Here is a 17,056-nt window from a genome sequence, read left to right on the forward strand (position 1 = left end):
ATAAGTGGAGCGTTAATAGCCGGTTACGACGGACGGACAAAAATCCGCGTTTCTGACCCATGATAGGTGGTATCGGTTTTTGCCACGAAACCACATTTTTCCGCCAGACGGATGGAAGCCTGATGCGCCGGCGCAATAATGCAGCATAGCTGACGATCGAGATGTGTACCGGCCCAGTTCAGTACCGCCTGTGCGGCTTCAAACGCATAGCCTTTGCCGTGAAACGCCGGAGAAACCACCCAGCCCATTTCTGCCATGCCATTGAGCGATGGGGTAATTTCCCGCTGATAATCCGCCAGACCGATCTCACCGACAAACGCGCCTTCTGCGCCGTGATTTTTTTCGAACACGATCCAGTAACCGAACCCCAGCATCTGCCAGTGGCCGGGATAACGCAGCAGGCGGCTCCAGCTCGCCTCGCGGCCGGACGGCGTGCCGCCGATATATTTCACCACAGCCGGATCGGCCCATTGCGCGGCGATATGTTCAAAATCATCCACATGATGGCCGCGTAAAATCAGTCGTTCGGTTTCAATAACGGGAGCGAGGGTCTGCATGGTTTTTCCTGAAGGATAAGATGAATTAGCCGCGGCGCAGCGCCGTCGGCGTCATGCCGCGCACGGCTTTGAAGCGGTTACTGAAATGGCTGGCGGAACTGAATCCGCATTCCAGCGCAAGGGTGGTGATATCCATCTGACTGGTTTTTAATAAAATTTCCGCACGGATCAGCCGGGCATTCATCACGTACTGATGCGGCGCCATGCCCATACTTTGTTTAAACATACGGGCGAAATGGAATTCGCTGAGTTCCGCCAGCGCGGCGAGGTCCGGCAACAGCAAGGGTTCAGCAAGATGCGCGTGAATGTAATCTTTCACGCGATTGAGAATATGCGGTGCCAGCCCGCCGCGTACCGTGGGCAGCGCCCATTGCAGATGGGTGTAATGTTTCACCAGATGTGCCAGCAGCAGATTTGCCGCGCTGCTGAGCATCAGCTGATTGCTGTTTTCCTGCCACTGAGTGCTGAGTAAAAAGTGGCGATACAGCAGGGTAATTTGCGGATCTTCTCCGAACGTATGCTCTTCCATGCGGATCGCCGCCGGACTGCGATCCCAGGTTTGTTCCACCAGATGCCGTAAATGTTCATCGGAGCAATACAGATGCACAAACGACAAATCGTCGCGCACATCCCAGCTCGACATGCTGTCTTTCGGCATCAGACAAAAACGATCCGGCCCGCCGCCATTGCGCCAGCCGCTGCGGGTTTTGTGATAACACTCATAACCGTCGGCGACGTACAGGCTCAGCGTGTGGTGATCGGCACTTTCCTGATTGACGATGTCATTTTTGTTCGACCACGCCGCCAGCTGAATACCTGACCCCAGTGTCAGACTGTCATGCAGCACCGCTTTGTGCTTGCGCAGCGTTTCAAATGCCTGATAAACCCTGGTCATGCCAGCACACCCGGTGGAGGAAAGAAGAGTCACAGTTTACGGTTTTTCCCCGCCGCAGAGCCAGATTTTGCTGCGTGATGCAGCGAAAAAAAGCGCAAGAATATGCAACCCGCCGCAAACGGCTGACAGCCAGCCAGCGCGCATTCCCGCACACTCCGCTCAACATGTCATGTGAAACGAGAGAAGGCTATGAACGCGCTGCTTTATATTCTGGTGATTATTATCTGGGGCACTACCTGGTTTGCCATCTACCTGCAACAGGGCGATGTCCCGGTGACGGTGTCGATTTTCTACCGCTTCCTGCTGGCGGCGGTGATCATGCTGGTGGCATTGCTGGCAACGCGCCGGTTGCGACGTCTGGCGCTCAAAGATCACCTGTTCTGCATGGTGCAGGGGTGCTGCGTTTTTTGCTTCAATTTTTACTGTTTCTATCACGCGGCAGCCTATATCACCAGCGGACTGGAATCGGTGATTTTCTCCATGGCCGTGCTGTTTAACGCCTTCAACGGCATGGTGTTTTTCCGCCAGAAACTGGCACCGGCGGTGATCCCGGCGTCGGTTCTCGGACTGGCAGGCATTATCACCTTGTTCTGGCATGATCTGAGCGCGGCACACATCGCGCCGGAACTGCTGAAAGGCATCGGTCTCAGCCTGCTCGGCACCTACGGATTCTCGCTGGGAAATATGATCAGTTCCCGCCACCAGCGCCACGGGCTGGATGTGCTTTCCACCAATACTTACGCGATGTTTTACGGCACGGCCGTTATGGGCGCACTGAGCCTGATGCAGGGCGCGTCATTCGCCATCGATCTGACCCCGCAATACCTCGGCTCCCTGGTCTATCTGTCGCTGTTTGGCTCAGTGCTGGCCTTCGGGATTTACTTCACGCTGGTCGGCCGCATCGGTGCCAGTCAGGCCGCCTACAGCACCCTGCTGTTCCCGCTGGTCGCCCTGACGGTGTCCACGTCCTATGAAGGCTATCAGTGGCACATCAATGCGATTATCGGTCTGGCGCTGATCCTCATGGGCAATCTGGTGATGTTCTGCCGCCCGAACTGGCTGGAAATGTTCAGGAAGGCGGCAGTGGTTTAGGTTTAGATCAGGCCAGATAAAGAAAGGCTGTGAATATTGGAAGACCATTAATAATAATGACAGCTTCATATTACAGGTTCAGATATTAGATAAGCAGGGCTTAAATCCTTATTTTTTCGCGGATCGCATTCCAATATCTGAACGACTTACTTTATTATTTAACGGTTACGAATTATTCCCCAGCGGTGTACACAGCACCGCGAAGCAGACCCTTTGGAAAGGACGCGCATCCATTATTTAAAACATTTAATCACTTCCCTATTAAGCGCCAGCATTAACGCACTGCCTTCAATAATAAACTTCTGAAAATTACATTTTTACAACTCAATTAATGGATTGCCGGGACAGTGAGGCATAACGTGACGTTTCTCTTTTAAAAATGGAATTTATCAAAATGGCAATCCCGGCTTACTTATGGCTTAAAGACGATGGCGGCGCGGACATCAAAGGCTCAGTAGATGTTGCAGGACGTGAAGGCTCAATTGAAATTCAAGGTTTTGGACACTCTCTGCATCTTCCAACTGACGGGGCTACAGGCAAGATCACCGGCACGCGGATACATGCAGCGTTAGGTTTTGAGAAAGACCCTCAATGATCGGGGTGCCGGGAACGTCACTGAAGGCTCACGGCATCATAAGAGTCGCATAAGGATGAAAACTATAAAATGGGTGTTGGTTTCCGCTTGCTATGTTGTAGTTTTCTGTCTATTAACATTCATCTCAATGATCATAATCAACAGCATTGTTAGCGATGAAAATATACTCCGGCTTGCAAAGTTTTGGGGGATTTACGGAATAGAGGAAATTATTGACTTATACCTCCTCACCTCTTTCATCATCTCGTCCATAATTTCGTTGTTCGTCATTTACATTTGCTATAAATGGGTACAGAGATAATAACCATAGCCCGTGAGTCACTCCCGGGCTAATAAGTTCGTTGCAACACCTTTACTTAAAATCTCGCAATGGGGGATTTTAGAAGTCAAAGCGATAACCTGTGATTAGCGCATGCGTCGGGTAGCACCGCGAAGCAGACCCTTTGGAAAGGACGCGCATCCATTATTTAAAATATTTAATCACTTCCCTATTAAGCGCCAGCATTAACGCTCGCCCTTCAATAATAAACTTCTGAAAATTACATTTTTACAACTCAATTAATGGTATGCCGGGACAGTGAGGCATAACGTGACACTTCTCTTTTAAAAATGGAATTTATCAAAATGGCAATCCCGGCTTACTTATGGCTTAAAGACGATGGCGGCGCGGACATCAAAGGCTCAGTAGATGTAAATAATCGCGAAGGCAGTATTGAGGTGCGAGGATTTACCCATAACCTGAACATCCCCACCGATAATAATACAGGTAAACTGACCGGCACACGCATTCATGCCGCAATGCTAATTGAAAAGGAATTTGACTCCTCTAGTCCTTATCTCTACAAAGCCGTCGCATCAGGTCAAACCCTCAAATCCGCTGTACTGAAATGGTATCGTATCAACGATGCCGGCCAGGAAGTTGAGTATTTCATTATGTTCCTTGAAGGTGTGAAAGTTGTATCGATCACCCCTGTTATGCACGACATATCTTCTGTCATCGGCACCGGGCATATTGAGTCAGTGCAATTCAGGTACGAAAAAATCACATGGAAATATTGTGACGGGAATGTACAATTTTCGGATGCATGGAACGAAAAAGCATAGTCATGTTAGTTGCAAGGGGCGTAAGCCCCTTAATCATAAAGCCACTTACCGGCCCGCGCAGACTCAGCAAACATTTTTAATGTCAGTGGCCTTTTAGTCTGTTTCAAAGGTTTTTTGGTAAACCATTTCCGATAAAACCATTCCACTTTCCAGGGGTAGTAACTATTCCAGTTTAGTTTCGATACATCTACACCAAACACTTCGTAATATTTCTCTATCGCTTCAATAAACTCAGTTGTGTCTAAAGCGTAATCCTGAAGTACAGTATCAATCTGGAGTGGGATCTTCTTAAAATCCCATGTCCCGAGGGTAGATAATTCCTTGCGAAAAAATAACAATACGTCTTCGTCCGTTACCATATTTTATCATTTCCGCGTGCTATTTTGTTGTAGTGCGACGTGGTTTTATAAGCGATTGTCGCCACATCACTGGCAATAAGAACCCAACCAACAACCGGTACAGCCCTGCCAACGAAGGCGCCCAAATTGTTAACAAACATAGGCTTTAACGTTCTGATAGATTGATTTGTAAACGTTGGCAATTGAAAAGGCAATGTATAATTAAGATATCGCCTCGACGCTAATGAAGCTACTGATGTCCCCTTAGTCGTTAAACCTATTTTCCCTCGTGTAGCGATAACTGGCTGACCAAGAATTATCAGCGCCATCGCGCCTAAATCAGTGATCCCTCCAAATTGATCTCCAATTTCATCAAGAAATATCCAAAAGAAAAGCTCACCGGCTGAGATATTGCATACACCTTTATAAAAATACGTTCCCTTAAGTTCTTCTACCGTATCCACTCGCTAAATCCTTATATTCAGAATGGATTTAGAATACTGCCGCATTCATAAGCAGACAATATGTCCTGTCACGTTAATCGCCATCGACCGCTAAAACGAAAAGCCCGTAACGTTATTTTCGTTACAGGCTTTTGCGAGCTGCATTCAGACTATTTATCTTTCAGGCTTAAACAGGAATGTTAAATAATCCCGCCATTCGCCTTCAGCGTCTGGCCGTTCACCCAGGCACCGTCGGGACCGGCGAGGAAGGCGACCACGGAGGCGATGTCTTCCGGCTGACCGAGGCGCTCAAGCGGTGAGGTTTTGGCGATGGTCTCCACCAGCTGATCCGATTTGCCGTTGAGGAATAAATCCGTTGCCGTCGGGCCGGGCGCAACGGTATTGACGGTGATCTGGCGGCCGCGCATTTCTTTGGTCAGCACACGGCTCAGCGCCTCGACAGCGGCTTTGGTCGCGGCATACACGCCGTACGTCGGCTGATATAACCCCACCACCGTCGATGAAAAGTTGATGATGCGCCCGCCATTGTGCAGATGTTTCGCCGCCTCACGCAGGGTGTTGAAGGTCCCTTTCAGATTAATGTCGATTAGGCGGTCGAAGGCTGCATCGTCGGTATCGGCGATGGCAGAAAGCGTCATAATGCCCGCGTTATTGACCAGCACATCCACGCCGCCAAACGCCTGTTCCGCACTGGCAAACATCCGGCTGACCGCCGCCGCGTCGCTGACATCCGCCTGCGCGCTGATGGCCTTGCCGCCTGCCTGCTCAATCTTGCTGACCACGGCGTCGGCCTCTGCCGCACCGCGTGAATAGTTCACTATCACGGTAAAACCGTCCCGCGCCAGACGCTGCGCAATCGCTGCGCCGATACCACGGGATGCGCCGGTGACCAGGGCGACTTTCTGTTTTGATGAAGTCATGAGGTATTTCCTTTTGAGTTGTCCGGATTCATTGCTGCTGAAGAAAGCGTAGCCGATTGACGCTGCCGGATAATTACCCGATATTCGTTATCACTATCCGAAAAAGGCGAACAATCATCATGGATAAACTCGACAGCATGCAGTTATTCACCCGCGTGGTGGAACTGCGCAGTTTTACGCAGGCCGCACAGGCGCTGAACCTGAAACGCTCGAGGGTGACCGACGCGATTAAACAACTGGAGACGCGGCTCAACATCCGGCTTCTGCAACGCACTACCCGTCACGTCAGTCCGACGCTGGATGGCGAAGCCTATTACCAGCGCTGTCTGCGTATTCTGGCGGATGTGGAAGATGCCGAAATGGCCTTTGCCGGTGCGCAGCCGAAAGGGTTATTGCGGGTGGATGTACACGGTTCGATGGCGCGACATTTTCTGCTGCCCGGCTTACCGGATTTTCTGGCGCAGTATCCCGACATTGAGTTTTACATGAGCGAAGGCGACCGGCTGGTGGATCTGGTGCGGGAAGGCATCGATTGTGTGATCCGCGCCGGAGAGCTGAAAGACAGCGATATGGTGGCGCGGCCGCTCGGTACGTTGCCGGAAATTACCTGCGCCAGCCCGGACTATCTGCAACGTTTTGGCATACCGGAAACACCGGACGATCTCGCCGGTCACCGGATGATTGGTTTCCGGTCCAGTGCGACCGGTGGTCTGTTGCCGCTGGTGTTTCAGCAGCAAGGTAAACTGCGTGACGTTATGCTGCCGACCAGTTTGTCGGTCAACGGCGCGGAAAGCATGAAAGAAGCGGCACGGCGCGGGATGGGGATTATTCAGGTGCCGCATTACGGCCTGCTGGAAGATCTGGCGCAGGGCAGTCTGGTGCAGATTCTGGCGGATTATCCGGCCGGTTCGCTGCCGGTTTCCCTGCTTTATCCGCGCAACCGCCAGCTTTCGCCACGCGTGCGGGTATTTATCGACTGGATGGTGAAAGAGTTTGCGCGGCGCGATCCGCATCCGCTTACAACGTGACGCCCTGCTGGCGGAGCTGGCCGATATCCTGCAAGGGCGGCGCGCCAAACGAACGACGATATTCCCGGTTAAACTGCGACGGGCTTTCGTAACCCACCCGAAACGCCGCCGTCGCCGCGTCAATATTGCCGCTCAGCAACAACCGCCGCGCCTCGAGCAGACGGATTTGTTTCTGATATTGTAGCGGGCTCATCACCGTCAGCGCTTTAAACCGGTGGTGAAGATTCGACACGCTCATGCCGACCGTTTTCGCCAGCTCGTCCATACGCAGCGGATGCGCGAAATTGGCTTTGATCCACTGAATCGCCTCACTGACGCCCTTGCCCTGATAATACGACAGCAAATGCTGATAAAAATGACCGCCTTCGGGGGCGGTGATCAGCCGGTAGAAAATCTCTTTTTTCACCAGTTGCCCGAGCGCCTGCAAATCCTGCGGATGCTCAAGCAGGGTCACCAGCCGCAAAAATGCGTCGGCCAGACAGTCATCGGATTTTGCGACATAGGTGACGCTGCCGGATGTCGGGATCAACCGCTGATCGAGCTGCATGTCGATCATCAGATCCGCCATTTCTTTCAGATCAAGATCGATGCGGATCCCCAGATACGGAAGATCCGCTGATGCCTGCGTGACCTGCCCCGAAACCGGCATATCAATGGCGGAAAGCAGATAACTGCCCGCGCCGTATTCCACCACCTCCGTGCCGATCAGCACCTTTTTTTGACCCTGTAAAATCAGGCACATCGAAGGTTCCAGCATGCCTTTGTTCAGCGCCGTCGGATGGGTAAAGCGGATAAATGACAGCCAGGGCAGCGCCGTCGGGCAGGAAAGCTCTTCCGGCGGCAGGGTGGCAAAAGCACGCAACACGCGCGCGCTCAGGGATGTCATTAACGTCATAGCACCTCACTCATCGTCGATCAGGGTCTTCGGCTCAAGATACGCTTCCAGCCCGTAAGTGCCAAATTCGCGCCCCAGACCGGATTGTTTGAAGCCGCCAAACGGTGCATCCGGCGCATCGTACATGCCGTTAACGAACACCCGCCCGGCCACGATTTGACTCGCCACCTCACGCGCCTGCTGACGGTTTTCCCCGCTGACGTAGGCCTGCAAGCCATACACCGTGTTGTTCGCCATCTGTACCGCCTCCTCAATGCTGCGATAGGTGAGCACTGAAAGCACCGGTCCGAAAATCTCTTCGCGGGCGATGGTCATTTCCGGCGTGACGTTCACAAACACCGTCGGTTTCACGAAATAACCGCGGCTTAATCCCTCCGGCCGCCCTTCGCCGCCGCACAGCAGCTCCGCACCTTCTTCAATGCCCAGACGGATATAGTGCTGCACGCGGGCATACTGTTTTGCCGTCACCAGCGGGCCGATTTGCGTTTCCTCCTGAGTCGGGTCGCCGACATGGATATCCGCCACCGCGCGCAGCAGATGCGTTTTCACCTCTTCCAGACGTTGTTCCGGCACCAGCAAACGGGTTCCGGCGATACACGCCTGACCGTTATTCATCGTACCGACCGCCAGCGCCAGCGGAATGGCTTTCGCGAGGTCAGCGTCCGGCAGCAAAATATTCGGCGACTTGCCCCCCAGTTCCAGCGTGACGCGTTTCAGGGTATCCACCGCGTCGCGGGCAATGGTTTTGCCAACCAGCGTCGAACCGGTAAACGAGATTTTGGCGATATCCGGATGACGGGTCATTTCGGCACCCACGACGTCACCCCGCCCGGTGATAATATTGAACACACCGGCCGGTAATCCTGCCCCGTGCAGACATTCCGTCAGCAACCGGGTTTGTACCGAGCTCAGTTCGCTCGGCTTAATCACCACCGTGCTGCCTGCGGCCAGTGCGGTAGCCATTTTATTGCAGATGAACCCGTAATTCGCATTCCACGGCGTAATCAGCCCGACCACGCCGAGCGGTTCCATCACCACTTTTGCCCGTCCCACCTGACGCACAAAATCATAGTCATTAAGCAGTTTTATCGCCTGTGAAAATGCACCGGAAGCCCGCGCTACCGTACCGCGCACCATCGCCAGCGAACCCCCGTATTCTGCGCTCATCACCGTTTCCAGCTCATCCGCCCGCGCCAGAACGGCATCGTGCAATTGCTGCAAATAATGAATGCGCTGCGCTTTTGTGCTGCGCGAAAACGCCGGATACGCCGCCTTTGCCGCCGCAATAGCCTGGCGGGTATCGGTTTCATCGGCCAGACGAACCTGCGCCGCGACCTGTTCGGTCACAGGATTAATCAGGTCCATCACCTCTTTGCCGTGCGGGGTAACGAATTCGCCATTAATATAGATTTGATTAATCTGTTTCATGAATGCCTCCGGTGAATGAGCTTTCATGCTAAGACCTGTGCGCAAAACGGAGATAGACCATTACTGTGCAAGGATTGCCTGATCCTGCTGTCGGGGAACATTCAGAACGCTAACGATTGGGAGAAGCCGATGACAACACCTGCTGTATTGCTGCATATCGGCAGCGAAGAGACGCTGGTTATCGTCAGAAATGAGGATAGCGAAGACAAGAGTTTGCCTTTGACGCTGGGTTCACAGCTGACCTCCGTGGGCTATTTCCGCCACACGCCGCCGACGCCGGATGAAATGGAAACCGCCATTATGGTGGTCGAAGACGAAGTGATCCGCATCCGCCACGACATCCCGCCGGGTGCCCGGTTGTTCAGTTCGGACAACGATATCCGCGCGCTGGCCCGCATTGCCGGTGAGGCGGAAAACGAAGTGATGACGCTGTCCCTCGACGCCGTAGAGCGCACTTTTGACCGGCTGGCGCTGGTAATCAACGGCCGCCCCGCGCAATTCGAAGGCATCCCTGACGGCAATGATTTCGCCGCCACCTTGCTGATTTTGCGTGAATTTATGCATCATCTGCAATTTGATGAAATTGTGGTGAAAGGGACGAAGTTTGAGATGCAGAGATAAACAAATTAAGGCGAAACAGCAGCCCCGGATGGGGCTGTTAATCCGTTAGCCTGAGATCAGGGTTTGCGGATTGCCTGCCGGTGTGTGTCGTAATAATTAAGAACGAATTCGAGATCGAACGTTTTCGACTGAAATGTCTGTTTCAGTTTTTCCTGTAAAGGGGCCGGTAAAGCTAAAAACTTTCCTTCTGTTTTCACCACGGCAGGATTTGCCCCCGGCGAAAGGACAATTAACGCGTCGATCACCGTCTGATAATCTTGCCCGTTGCGCGCACTTTCAGGAAAACTGCCCGCATAGGCAATCATGCTCAGCATATATTCATATTCCTGCTGCTGAATACAGGCTTTCATTGATTCATTTTTGAAATACATCAGCGCGGTCGATATTGTTTCCTGATCAAAAGGCTTCAGGTCTTCAGCGGTGATTTCCGGCTTTTGTTGCTCCTTCTTGTCGCACACCGTGGTTTGTCGGCCAAGGCTGTCCAACGCAGAATGCATGGCCTGCCTGAGCCTTGATTGTTCTGGGGAGATATCCTGAGTGGCAAATACGCTCAGAGGCAATAAGAGTAAAAATACGGGTAATGGTAAAAGCTTCACATTCATTCCTTAAATGTTTAACAAAGACACACCATTATATTCCCTGCCACCGGTTATAAATTATTAAAACTCACATTATTCGCAAATAAAAAACCTCTCGGATAATATTCCGAGAGGTTTTTATCATCGCATTATTTAATGTTGTTAACGCAAAAGCTTAATTATTTTTTAATACCGCAGGATCCGTTTCCATCAACACCAGTCCGCTCAGATCCGGCAGTGTCTGATGGTTCAGATAATCCCGGAATGACATGCGAGGGGCATTATTTTCCCATGCGGATTGCAATTTACCCAGCAAATCGGTGGTTTTCGAGGTGGACTCCGGCGTGGTGATATCAGATTCCAGCGCGCCTTTGACGTATTTCTGAATATGCGTTGAGTGGCTGGCAGACTGATCTACCGACGCACTGACCAGCACGCCTTTCTGGTATTGCACGGACGTCGTGCTTTCTGCCGTGTCATCAATCTGATAGTAGAGGTAATTCTGTGAGTTGCGGTCGCTGGTCAGATTGAGTTTCAACCCAGGTGTCAGCGACTCATGATAGCTGGCGACCAGATGTGATTGCTGCTTCTGTGTGATGTTGCGATCTTGCGTGCTGGTGCCGGTGATGGTGCTGGCCTGCGATAGCTGATAAGAGAACGTATCGGTTTCATCCTGACGCATTGGATTGGTGGAATCGACTGGCGTTTGCGTGACTGATGCGGTGAAATCTGCCAATCCGGTCATCAGGTTTTTATCGGTTTTGGTCAGCGAGAAATATACCGGCTCAGACCCCCGGCTTTTGTACGTCGTCGACGTATCGCCGTAATTGCTGTTCAGGGCGGTAAAGGCATCTTTGAACATGGCCATCAGCGATTCATCAGCATTACCACGGTGGCCTGCACTGCTGATTTGTTTGAGATAACTGTTCAGCGCCTGCTTCTGCTGGCTTTCAGTGCCCAACAGTGCCCGTTTACTCATGTCCACGCTGATATCCACCGTACCGGCAATACCCGTCGATTTCACAGAACGCGTACTGGCATCGGCGTGGAAATCCAGCGTCTGGGTATGGGTGGTGCCCAGCGAGGCATGTAAATCCACCGACGACAACGCAGAGGTATCGAACTTCGTCAGCCCGCTCAGATCCAGCTTCGGCGGCTGTGCCGTCAGGCCATCAATCGCTTTCTGAAAACCTTCTGCCAGTCCGGCCAGCGCTTTACGATCCGTATCGCTGAGCGTGCCTTTGCTGACATTCATCTGTACACCAAGCGCATCATCATCACTGCTGAGCGTGATATCGACCAGCGCGCCGCTGGCGGTTTTAATGCTCAGGCTTATCTGATTATCGGCTTTGGTATGAAGCTGGGTTTGTGCGGCGACGTTGCCCGCTGAACTGGCTGACTGAGCGGAAGTCTGCTTCATCACCGACTGGGAATAACTGCCGCTGTCGGTAGTAAATCGTTCAAGCAGCGCCGCACCGAGTCCGGTAAACCGCGCCGCATTGCCGGCGTTGCTGAAATTGGATGCGAGCTTTGAAGACATCAGATCACTGGAAGAACGTTCCCAGACCAGTGCCGGTTTGGTGATGCTGTATACCGGCGACGCAGATTCCGTCTGGCCGATCATCACTGCGGTGGATTGTGTCGTTGAAGCCTGCGGCTGACTGGCTGTAGTAGTGACTGCCGTCAGTGATTTTGTTGACGTAACCAGCGTATTAAGCGCCTGATTACCTGTCGCAGAGATAACTGTCATCCCGATGAGTCCCTATGTTTTTGCGCCATAGCGCCAGTGGATACCTTGATCCTTCTGATGCTATTTTCGGCAAAAACACAGGAAACTTTAAGGATGTGTAAAAAGTTGTTTCTTTGACGTCCCGCGCTACTCCAGCGGGCCGCCCAGAATGGTTTCGCACATTCCGGAGAGAATGCGTTCGCCGGTTTCGGTTTTCAGATCTTCGTACCATTGTTCGGTCACGGCCATTTCTTTGCCGTGGGTGACATCGCAGCGTTTACGCGCTTTCAGTACCAGATCCTTCACGCGATACGCGCGTTTTTCCTGATATCGCAGCAGTGCATCTTCAATGCCTAACGAATTGGTTTGCAGCATATTGGCCAGCACCACTGCATCTTCCATCGCCGCGCAGCCGCCCTGCCCGATATCCGGTGTGGTGCTGTGACCGGAGTCACCGAGCAGTGCAATCCGGCCTTTGACCAGTTGCATAAAGGGTTCGATATCGTGGATTTCGACGCGGTTGGTGGTTTCCGGATTGATCTGGCGGATCAGCTTCTGCACCGGCTCCGCCCAGCCCGCAAAATAGCCCTGCAAATCCTCGCATACTGTCGTGCGATCCTGCGGCAAGCCTTTCGGCAGCGGCACATCAAAGAAGAAGTAAAAACGGTTACCGCTCACCGGCATCAGCGAAACGCGTTTGCCCTCGCCGACAAACGTTGTCCACTGATCGGCTGGCGCGATGCTTTCGTCAATTTCCACCAGACCGTTCCAGTTGACGTAACCGGCGTAGCGGCGCTCTGTCGCATAACCCAGAACGTGCTGGCGGATAATGGAATGAGTGCCGTCGGCAGCGATCAGCAGATCGCCGGTCGCAGACGTGCCGTCGTCAAACCAGGCGGTTACGCTGTCGGCGGATTCCTCAACGTGTGTGACGCGCTTGCCGAACTGCACCTGATCGCGGCCATACGTCTCGAGCAGCATCGACTGAAGTTCCGCGCGCGCCACCGGATAGGGCTGTTCGCCGACGCTTTGGATCAGCGGATCCATGCTGAACCGCGTCATCGTCTGTCCCTGCTGATACTCTTTGTACGCCATAAAGCGCATGTTGCCGCCGAGTTCGCGCAGCGCCTCTTTCATGCCGAGATAATTCAGGCACTTCACGCCGTTAGGCCAGATGGAAATCGCCGCGCCCACCGGTTTGATCTCCTTCACCGCCTCGTATACCGCCGTTTCGATACCAAAACGCTTCAGCGCAATCGCCGCACACGCACCGCCAATACCGCCACCAATCACGATCGCTTTCATATTTTTCTCCCCTGAGTCTCTTTAGGGAAAAGCAATTTCTGTACCAGAAAAGCAATTTGCCGCCGAAGCCTTGTATACAATCTTAAGGTAAATCTGTAACGGCCGATGGACAGGCGAAATGCCCTAAAACGAGGCGCTCTTTTGGAGCAGGAATGATGTAAACGCGGCGCAGTGAGTCACTCTGGTGCAGGAGGGCGAAGGTTGATACTCTGCCGGGTATTGATATTTCGAATACCCAAACCATAAGTATTTATAAAATGAATCGCTATCCGATGTTCAGCCCGCAGCAGTTACTCAGTTTTGTCGCCGTCTGCGAAACCGGCAGTTTTACCCGCGCCGCCGACCGCGTATACCTGTCGCAATCGACGGTCAGCCAGCAAATCCGCAGACTGGAAGACGCGCTGGGCAAACCGTTGCTGGAACGTACGTCTCATCAGGTGCAACTGACGGAAGAAGGCGAACGGTTGCTCGGTTATGCACGACGGATTATCGCGCTCAACGGTGAAGCGCACGACGCGCTGAGCGACCAGTGGCCGGACGGCGTGGTGCGTCTCGGCGTGCCGGAGGATTTTGCCGCAGCAACCACTTCCCTTCTGGCGCAGTTCAGCCGCGCCCATCCGCATATCCGCCTCGATGTCACCAGCGGCCTGAGCCACGAACTGCGCCGCGCCTGGCAGCAGGAGATGCTGGACATCATTCTGGTGAAACAACTGACCGGTGAGAAGGCCAACGCCGCGCGTCCCGAGCCGATGTTGTGGCTCGACAGCGCCGCGTTTCCGGCATTTGAACGGGATCCGATCCCGCTGGTGCTGTTTCCGCTCAACGGGCTATACCGCGAGGAACTCTGTCAGGCACTGGATGCTCTCGGGCGCAGCTGGCGTATCAGTTACAGCAGCGCCAGCCTCGCCGCGCTGGTTGCGGCCAGTGCAGCCGGATTAGGCGTCACTTTATTGCCCGCCAGTTGCCGCCAGCCGGAGCACCGGATTTTAGGGACAGAAAGCGGATTGCCGCCGGTGGATAACGTCGAACTGGCGCTGTTTTACCGCCCCGACGCGACGCCTGCGCAAATCGCACTGGCCGGAAAACTAAAGGATTTTTGCCAGCTCAGCTAGCTATTGTGTTTTCCACTGGCAGGCAGTGGGAAACATCACAGCCGGAACCGGCGTCATCTTTTAAGGTGAAGGGAAAGCCAGCATCCTCCCGCATCATGATTAAGGAATCCGACGTGCAAAATCCTCAGCAACAAAGCCGCAGACATTTTCTCTCGCACAGCGCCAAAATCACCGCCACCGGCGCGCTGCTCACGGCAGGCATGGCATCGGCTTCCCCGTTCAAACCGGGCGCCATGAACGAAAAATGTGTCGATGCCAGCCAGATCAACGTGATTTCTGCGCCGCATTACCAGTTGCGCAATGTGCGGCTGGAAGAGGGTTTTGAGCGCGAAGGCGATATCGTTATTGCCACCCAAACCGGGCTGTACAACCTGGAAATCAACAACGGCAAAATCGTGGCGATCCAGCCGGCAAAAGACGCCCCCGCCAGCACCTTGCCGGCTTTTGATGCCAGAGGATTACTCCTGCTGCCCGCCACGCGCGACATGCACATTCACCTCGACAAAACCTTTTACGGCGGCAAATGGGAAGCGCCGCGTCCGCGCAAAGGCAAAACCATCATGGACATGATTGCCCGCGAACAGGTGCTGATCCCCCAACTGTTGCCGACGTCGGTGGAACACGCCGAAGCGATCATCGGCCTGCTGCATTCCAAAGGCACCACGGTGGCGCGCAGCCACTGCAATATCGATCCGGTCAGCGGCCTGAAAAGTCTTGAGCATCTGAAGCGTGCGCTGGAAAAACATCAGCAGGATTTCAGCTGTGAAATCGTGGCGTTTCCGCAGCACGGTTTGCTGCATTCGAAAGTCGATGGGTTGATGCGCGAAGCCATGCAAATGGGCGTGCAGTACGTCGGCGGGCTGGACCCGACTAACGTGGACGGCGCGATGGAAAAATCCCTCGATGCGATGTTCCAGATTGCGCTGGATACCCACAAAGGTGTGGATATTCACCTGCATGAAACCACACCCGCCGGGATTGCGGCGGTGAAATAAATGATTCAGACCGTGGAGAAAAACCCGCAGCTGAAAGGCAAAGTGACGCTCAGCCACGGTTTTGCCCTGGCGATGATGCAGGGCGCGGAACTCGATGAAGTGATCGCCGGGCTTGCCGAACAGCAGTTCACCGTCGCCTCGACTATCCCGTTCGGCAAACTGAACATGCCACTGCCGCAGCTCAGTCAGAACGGCGTATTTGTCATGACCGGCACCGACAGCGTGATCGACCACTGGTCACCGTTCGGCACCGGCAGCATGCTGGAAAAAGCCAGCCTCTACGCTCAGCTCTACGGCAACTCCGACGAATTTGGCCTGACGCGCTCCCTCGCTATCGCCACCGGTAACGTCCTGCCGCTCGACGACAGCGGCAAACGCCAGTGGCCTGTGGTCAACGATAACGCCGAAATGATCCTGGCCGACGCCAGTTGCTCCGCCGAAGCGGTCGCGCGGGTGTCGGAGGTGAAGGCGACATTCCATCAGGGACGGCTGGTGTTTGGGGCGGTAGGGAAAATGTGAGGGATTAAAGATTTCTGAATGCCGGATAGCAAAAAGCCCCTTTCGGGGCTTTTTGTTGTTCTGTACGTTGATGCCCGAAGGCAACCCATCAGAACGGGATATCGTCGTCGAAATCCATTGGTGGTTCGTTGTTCTGTGCTGGCGCGTTGTTTTGCGCAGCCGGACGAGCCTGCTGGCCGCCGCTGAACTGGTTGCCGCCTTGTGGCTGCTGAGGCTGACCCCAACCGCCTTGCTGGCCGCCTGCGGATGGCTGACCGCCACCTGCTGGTGCGCCGCCGGCACGGCCGCCGAGCATCTGCATGGTGCCGCCCACGTTAACGACAACTTCGGTGGTGTATTTTTCAACGCCAGCCTGATCGGTCCATTTACGGGTTTGCAGTGCGCCTTCGATGTAAACCTGAGAACCTTTCTTCAGGTATTCGCCTGCGACTTCCGCTAATTTGCCGAAAAGCACAACACGGTGCCATTCGGTTTTTTCTTTCTGCTCGCCGGTGGCTTTGTCACGCCAGCTTTCAGACGTTGCCAGAGTGATGTTGGCAACCGCGCCGCCGTTAGGCATGTAGCGGACTTCCGGGTCTTGCCCCAGATTACCGACGAGAATAACTTTGTTTACGCCTCTGCTGGCCATGTGGATTCTCCTGATGATGTATGTCGTGGCTGAAACCACAGTTTGGGGTGTGAGGAACTCACTTCGCGACATTATAACCACAAAACGGTGCCTTCGTACCACGGATGTAAAACGTTGCGATTTTCTTTCCAGATTGTTCAGCAAACATTCCATCGTTACATCGAGTACTGGATATACATTCAGGTTTTGGGGTGGCATGGGCTGTGATTTGTGTCATAATTGCGCGTTACGTTCTTCTCTGTGCCCGATTCGA

General features: G+C 53.5%; 16 protein-coding genes and 2 pseudogenes. 7 read left to right on the forward strand and 11 right to left on the reverse strand.

What is annotated here, in order from left to right; all coding sequences use genetic code 11:
• Positions 1-23: 23 nt before the first annotated feature.
• Positions 24-557, reverse strand: a complete 534-nt coding sequence (locus EYY67_RS17335; RefSeq protein WP_131693986.1) for a GNAT family N-acetyltransferase — start codon at positions 555-557, stop codon at positions 24-26.
• Positions 558-582: 25 nt separating this feature from the next.
• Positions 583-1,452, reverse strand: coding sequence for a helix-turn-helix domain-containing protein (locus EYY67_RS17340; protein WP_131693987.1), 870 nt, complete (start codon positions 1,450-1,452; stop codon positions 583-585).
• Between the two features lie 189 nt (positions 1,453-1,641).
• Here EYY67_RS17340 and EYY67_RS17345 point away from each other — a divergent pair, with 189 nt between their 5' ends.
• From EYY67_RS17345 to EYY67_RS17355, 3 genes and pseudogenes are all read left to right on the forward strand, one after another.
• Entirely contained in the window at positions 1,642-2,544 is a 903-nt protein-coding gene (locus EYY67_RS17345) for a DMT family transporter (RefSeq protein WP_131693988.1), read from the forward strand.
• 394 nt (positions 2,545-2,938) lie between these two features.
• Positions 2,939-3,130: pseudogene (locus tag EYY67_RS17350) on the forward strand (type VI secretion system tube protein Hcp); the annotation flags it as partial.
• Between the two features lie 633 nt (positions 3,131-3,763).
• Positions 3,764-4,243, forward strand: coding sequence for an Hcp family type VI secretion system effector (locus EYY67_RS17355; RefSeq protein ID WP_131693989.1), 480 nt, complete (start codon positions 3,764-3,766; stop codon positions 4,241-4,243).
• Positions 4,244-4,272: 29 nt separating this feature from the next.
• Here EYY67_RS17355 and EYY67_RS17360 read toward each other — a convergent pair whose 3' ends face one another.
• The 3 genes from EYY67_RS17360 to EYY67_RS17370 form a co-directional block, all read right to left on the reverse strand.
• Positions 4,273-4,602: a DUF1493 family protein gene (locus tag EYY67_RS17360; RefSeq protein ID WP_131693990.1), complete on the reverse strand. Its 330-nt coding sequence runs from the start codon at positions 4,600-4,602 to the stop codon at positions 4,273-4,275.
• Positions 4,596-5,045, reverse strand: a complete 450-nt coding sequence (locus tag EYY67_RS17365; protein WP_131693991.1) for an STM2901 family protein — start codon at positions 5,043-5,045, stop codon at positions 4,596-4,598. The genes EYY67_RS17360 and EYY67_RS17365 overlap by 7 nt, the downstream gene beginning before the upstream one ends.
• 179 nt (positions 5,046-5,224) lie before the next feature.
• Positions 5,225-5,965 carry an SDR family oxidoreductase gene (locus EYY67_RS17370; RefSeq protein ID WP_131693992.1) on the reverse strand — a complete coding sequence of 247 codons (741 nt, stop codon included), beginning with the start codon at positions 5,963-5,965 and terminating at the stop codon, positions 5,225-5,227.
• 119 nt (positions 5,966-6,084) lie between these two features.
• Between EYY67_RS17370 and EYY67_RS17375 the strand changes: the two genes are divergently transcribed.
• A complete protein-coding gene (locus tag EYY67_RS17375; protein ID WP_131693993.1) occupies positions 6,085-6,993 on the forward strand; it encodes a LysR family transcriptional regulator in 909 nt (302 codons plus the stop codon).
• On the opposite strand, the gene EYY67_RS17380 is transcribed toward EYY67_RS17375, so the two are convergent.
• Entirely contained in the window at positions 6,983-7,888 is a 906-nt protein-coding gene (locus EYY67_RS17380; protein WP_119823682.1) for an AraC family transcriptional regulator, read from the reverse strand. The two genes, EYY67_RS17375 and EYY67_RS17380, sit on opposite strands and share 11 nt — an antisense overlap.
• Before the next feature lie 6 nt (positions 7,889-7,894).
• Positions 7,895-9,316 (reverse strand): aldehyde dehydrogenase family protein, encoded by a 1,422-nt coding sequence (locus EYY67_RS17385; RefSeq protein WP_119823684.1) that lies wholly within the window; start codon positions 9,314-9,316, stop codon positions 7,895-7,897.
• Between the two features lie 129 nt (positions 9,317-9,445).
• On the opposite strand from EYY67_RS17385, the gene EYY67_RS17390 reads away from it, so the two are divergent.
• The gene (locus tag EYY67_RS17390; RefSeq protein ID WP_119823686.1) at positions 9,446-9,937 is read left to right on the forward strand and encodes a hypothetical protein; all 492 of its coding nucleotides are present in this window, start codon (positions 9,446-9,448) and stop codon (positions 9,935-9,937) included.
• Between the two features lie 56 nt (positions 9,938-9,993).
• On the opposite strand, the gene EYY67_RS17395 is transcribed toward EYY67_RS17390, so the two are convergent.
• The 3 genes from EYY67_RS17395 to hpxO form a co-directional block, all read right to left on the reverse strand.
• The gene (locus tag EYY67_RS17395; protein ID WP_131693994.1) at positions 9,994-10,539 is read right to left on the reverse strand and encodes a hypothetical protein; all 546 of its coding nucleotides are present in this window, start codon (positions 10,537-10,539) and stop codon (positions 9,994-9,996) included.
• A gap of 151 nt (positions 10,540-10,690) precedes the next feature.
• Positions 10,691-12,265: a hypothetical protein gene (locus EYY67_RS17400; protein WP_131693995.1), complete on the reverse strand. Its 1,575-nt coding sequence runs from the start codon at positions 12,263-12,265 to the stop codon at positions 10,691-10,693.
• Positions 12,266-12,391: 126 nt separating this feature from the next.
• Positions 12,392-13,549, reverse strand: a complete 1,158-nt coding sequence (hpxO, locus tag EYY67_RS17405; RefSeq protein WP_131693996.1) for an FAD-dependent urate hydroxylase HpxO — start codon at positions 13,547-13,549, stop codon at positions 12,392-12,394.
• 257 nt (positions 13,550-13,806) lie between these two features.
• On the opposite strand from hpxO, the gene EYY67_RS17410 reads away from it, so the two are divergent.
• Together EYY67_RS17410 and EYY67_RS17415 are read left to right on the forward strand one after the other, a co-directional pair.
• Positions 13,807-14,661 (forward strand): LysR family transcriptional regulator, encoded by an 855-nt coding sequence (locus EYY67_RS17410; RefSeq protein WP_095924351.1) that lies wholly within the window; start codon positions 13,807-13,809, stop codon positions 14,659-14,661.
• A 95-nt stretch (positions 14,662-14,756) separates the two neighbouring features.
• Positions 14,757-16,175, forward strand: a pseudogene (locus tag EYY67_RS17415) (amidohydrolase family protein).
• An 88-nt stretch (positions 16,176-16,263) separates the two neighbouring features.
• On the opposite strand, the gene EYY67_RS17420 reads toward EYY67_RS17415, so the two are convergent.
• Positions 16,264-16,803, reverse strand: coding sequence for a single-stranded DNA-binding protein (locus EYY67_RS17420; protein ID WP_131693997.1), 540 nt, complete (start codon positions 16,801-16,803; stop codon positions 16,264-16,266).
• Positions 16,804-17,056: the final 253 nt, after the last annotated feature.

Source organism: Rahnella victoriana, assembly GCF_004330295.1.
GTDB classification, from domain to species: Bacteria; Pseudomonadota; Gammaproteobacteria; order Enterobacterales; family Enterobacteriaceae; genus Rahnella; species Rahnella victoriana.

Excerpts from the sequence above, each read along its gene's own strand:
- EYY67_RS17335 (WP_131693986.1), bottom strand. The coding sequence starts at position 557 with ATGCAGACCCTCGCTCCCGTTATTGAAACCGAACGACTGATTTTACGC.
- EYY67_RS17340 (WP_131693987.1), bottom strand. The coding sequence starts at position 1,452 with ATGACCAGGGTTTATCAGGCATTTGAAACGCTGCGCAAGCACAAAGCG.
- EYY67_RS17345 (WP_131693988.1), top strand. The coding sequence starts at position 1,642 with ATGAACGCGCTGCTTTATATTCTGGTGATTATTATCTGGGGCACTACC.
- EYY67_RS17355 (WP_131693989.1), top strand. The coding sequence starts at position 3,764 with ATGGCAATCCCGGCTTACTTATGGCTTAAAGACGATGGCGGCGCGGAC.
- EYY67_RS17360 (WP_131693990.1), bottom strand. The coding sequence starts at position 4,602 with ATGGTAACGGACGAAGACGTATTGTTATTTTTTCGCAAGGAATTATCT.
- EYY67_RS17370 (WP_131693992.1), bottom strand. The coding sequence starts at position 5,965 with ATGACTTCATCAAAACAGAAAGTCGCCCTGGTCACCGGCGCATCCCGT.
- EYY67_RS17375 (WP_131693993.1), top strand. The coding sequence starts at position 6,085 with ATGGATAAACTCGACAGCATGCAGTTATTCACCCGCGTGGTGGAACTG.
- EYY67_RS17380 (WP_119823682.1), bottom strand. The coding sequence starts at position 7,888 with ATGACGTTAATGACATCCCTGAGCGCGCGCGTGTTGCGTGCTTTTGCC.
- EYY67_RS17385 (WP_119823684.1), bottom strand. The coding sequence starts at position 9,316 with ATGAAACAGATTAATCAAATCTATATTAATGGCGAATTCGTTACCCCG.
- EYY67_RS17390 (WP_119823686.1), top strand. The coding sequence starts at position 9,446 with ATGACAACACCTGCTGTATTGCTGCATATCGGCAGCGAAGAGACGCTG.
- EYY67_RS17395 (WP_131693994.1), bottom strand. The coding sequence starts at position 10,539 with ATGAATGTGAAGCTTTTACCATTACCCGTATTTTTACTCTTATTGCCT.
- EYY67_RS17400 (WP_131693995.1), bottom strand. The coding sequence starts at position 12,265 with ATGACAGTTATCTCTGCGACAGGTAATCAGGCGCTTAATACGCTGGTT.
- hpxO (WP_131693996.1), bottom strand. The coding sequence starts at position 13,549 with ATGAAAGCGATCGTGATTGGTGGCGGTATTGGCGGTGCGTGTGCGGCG.
- EYY67_RS17410 (WP_095924351.1), top strand. The coding sequence starts at position 13,807 with ATGAATCGCTATCCGATGTTCAGCCCGCAGCAGTTACTCAGTTTTGTC.
- EYY67_RS17420 (WP_131693997.1), bottom strand. The coding sequence starts at position 16,803 with ATGGCCAGCAGAGGCGTAAACAAAGTTATTCTCGTCGGTAATCTGGGG.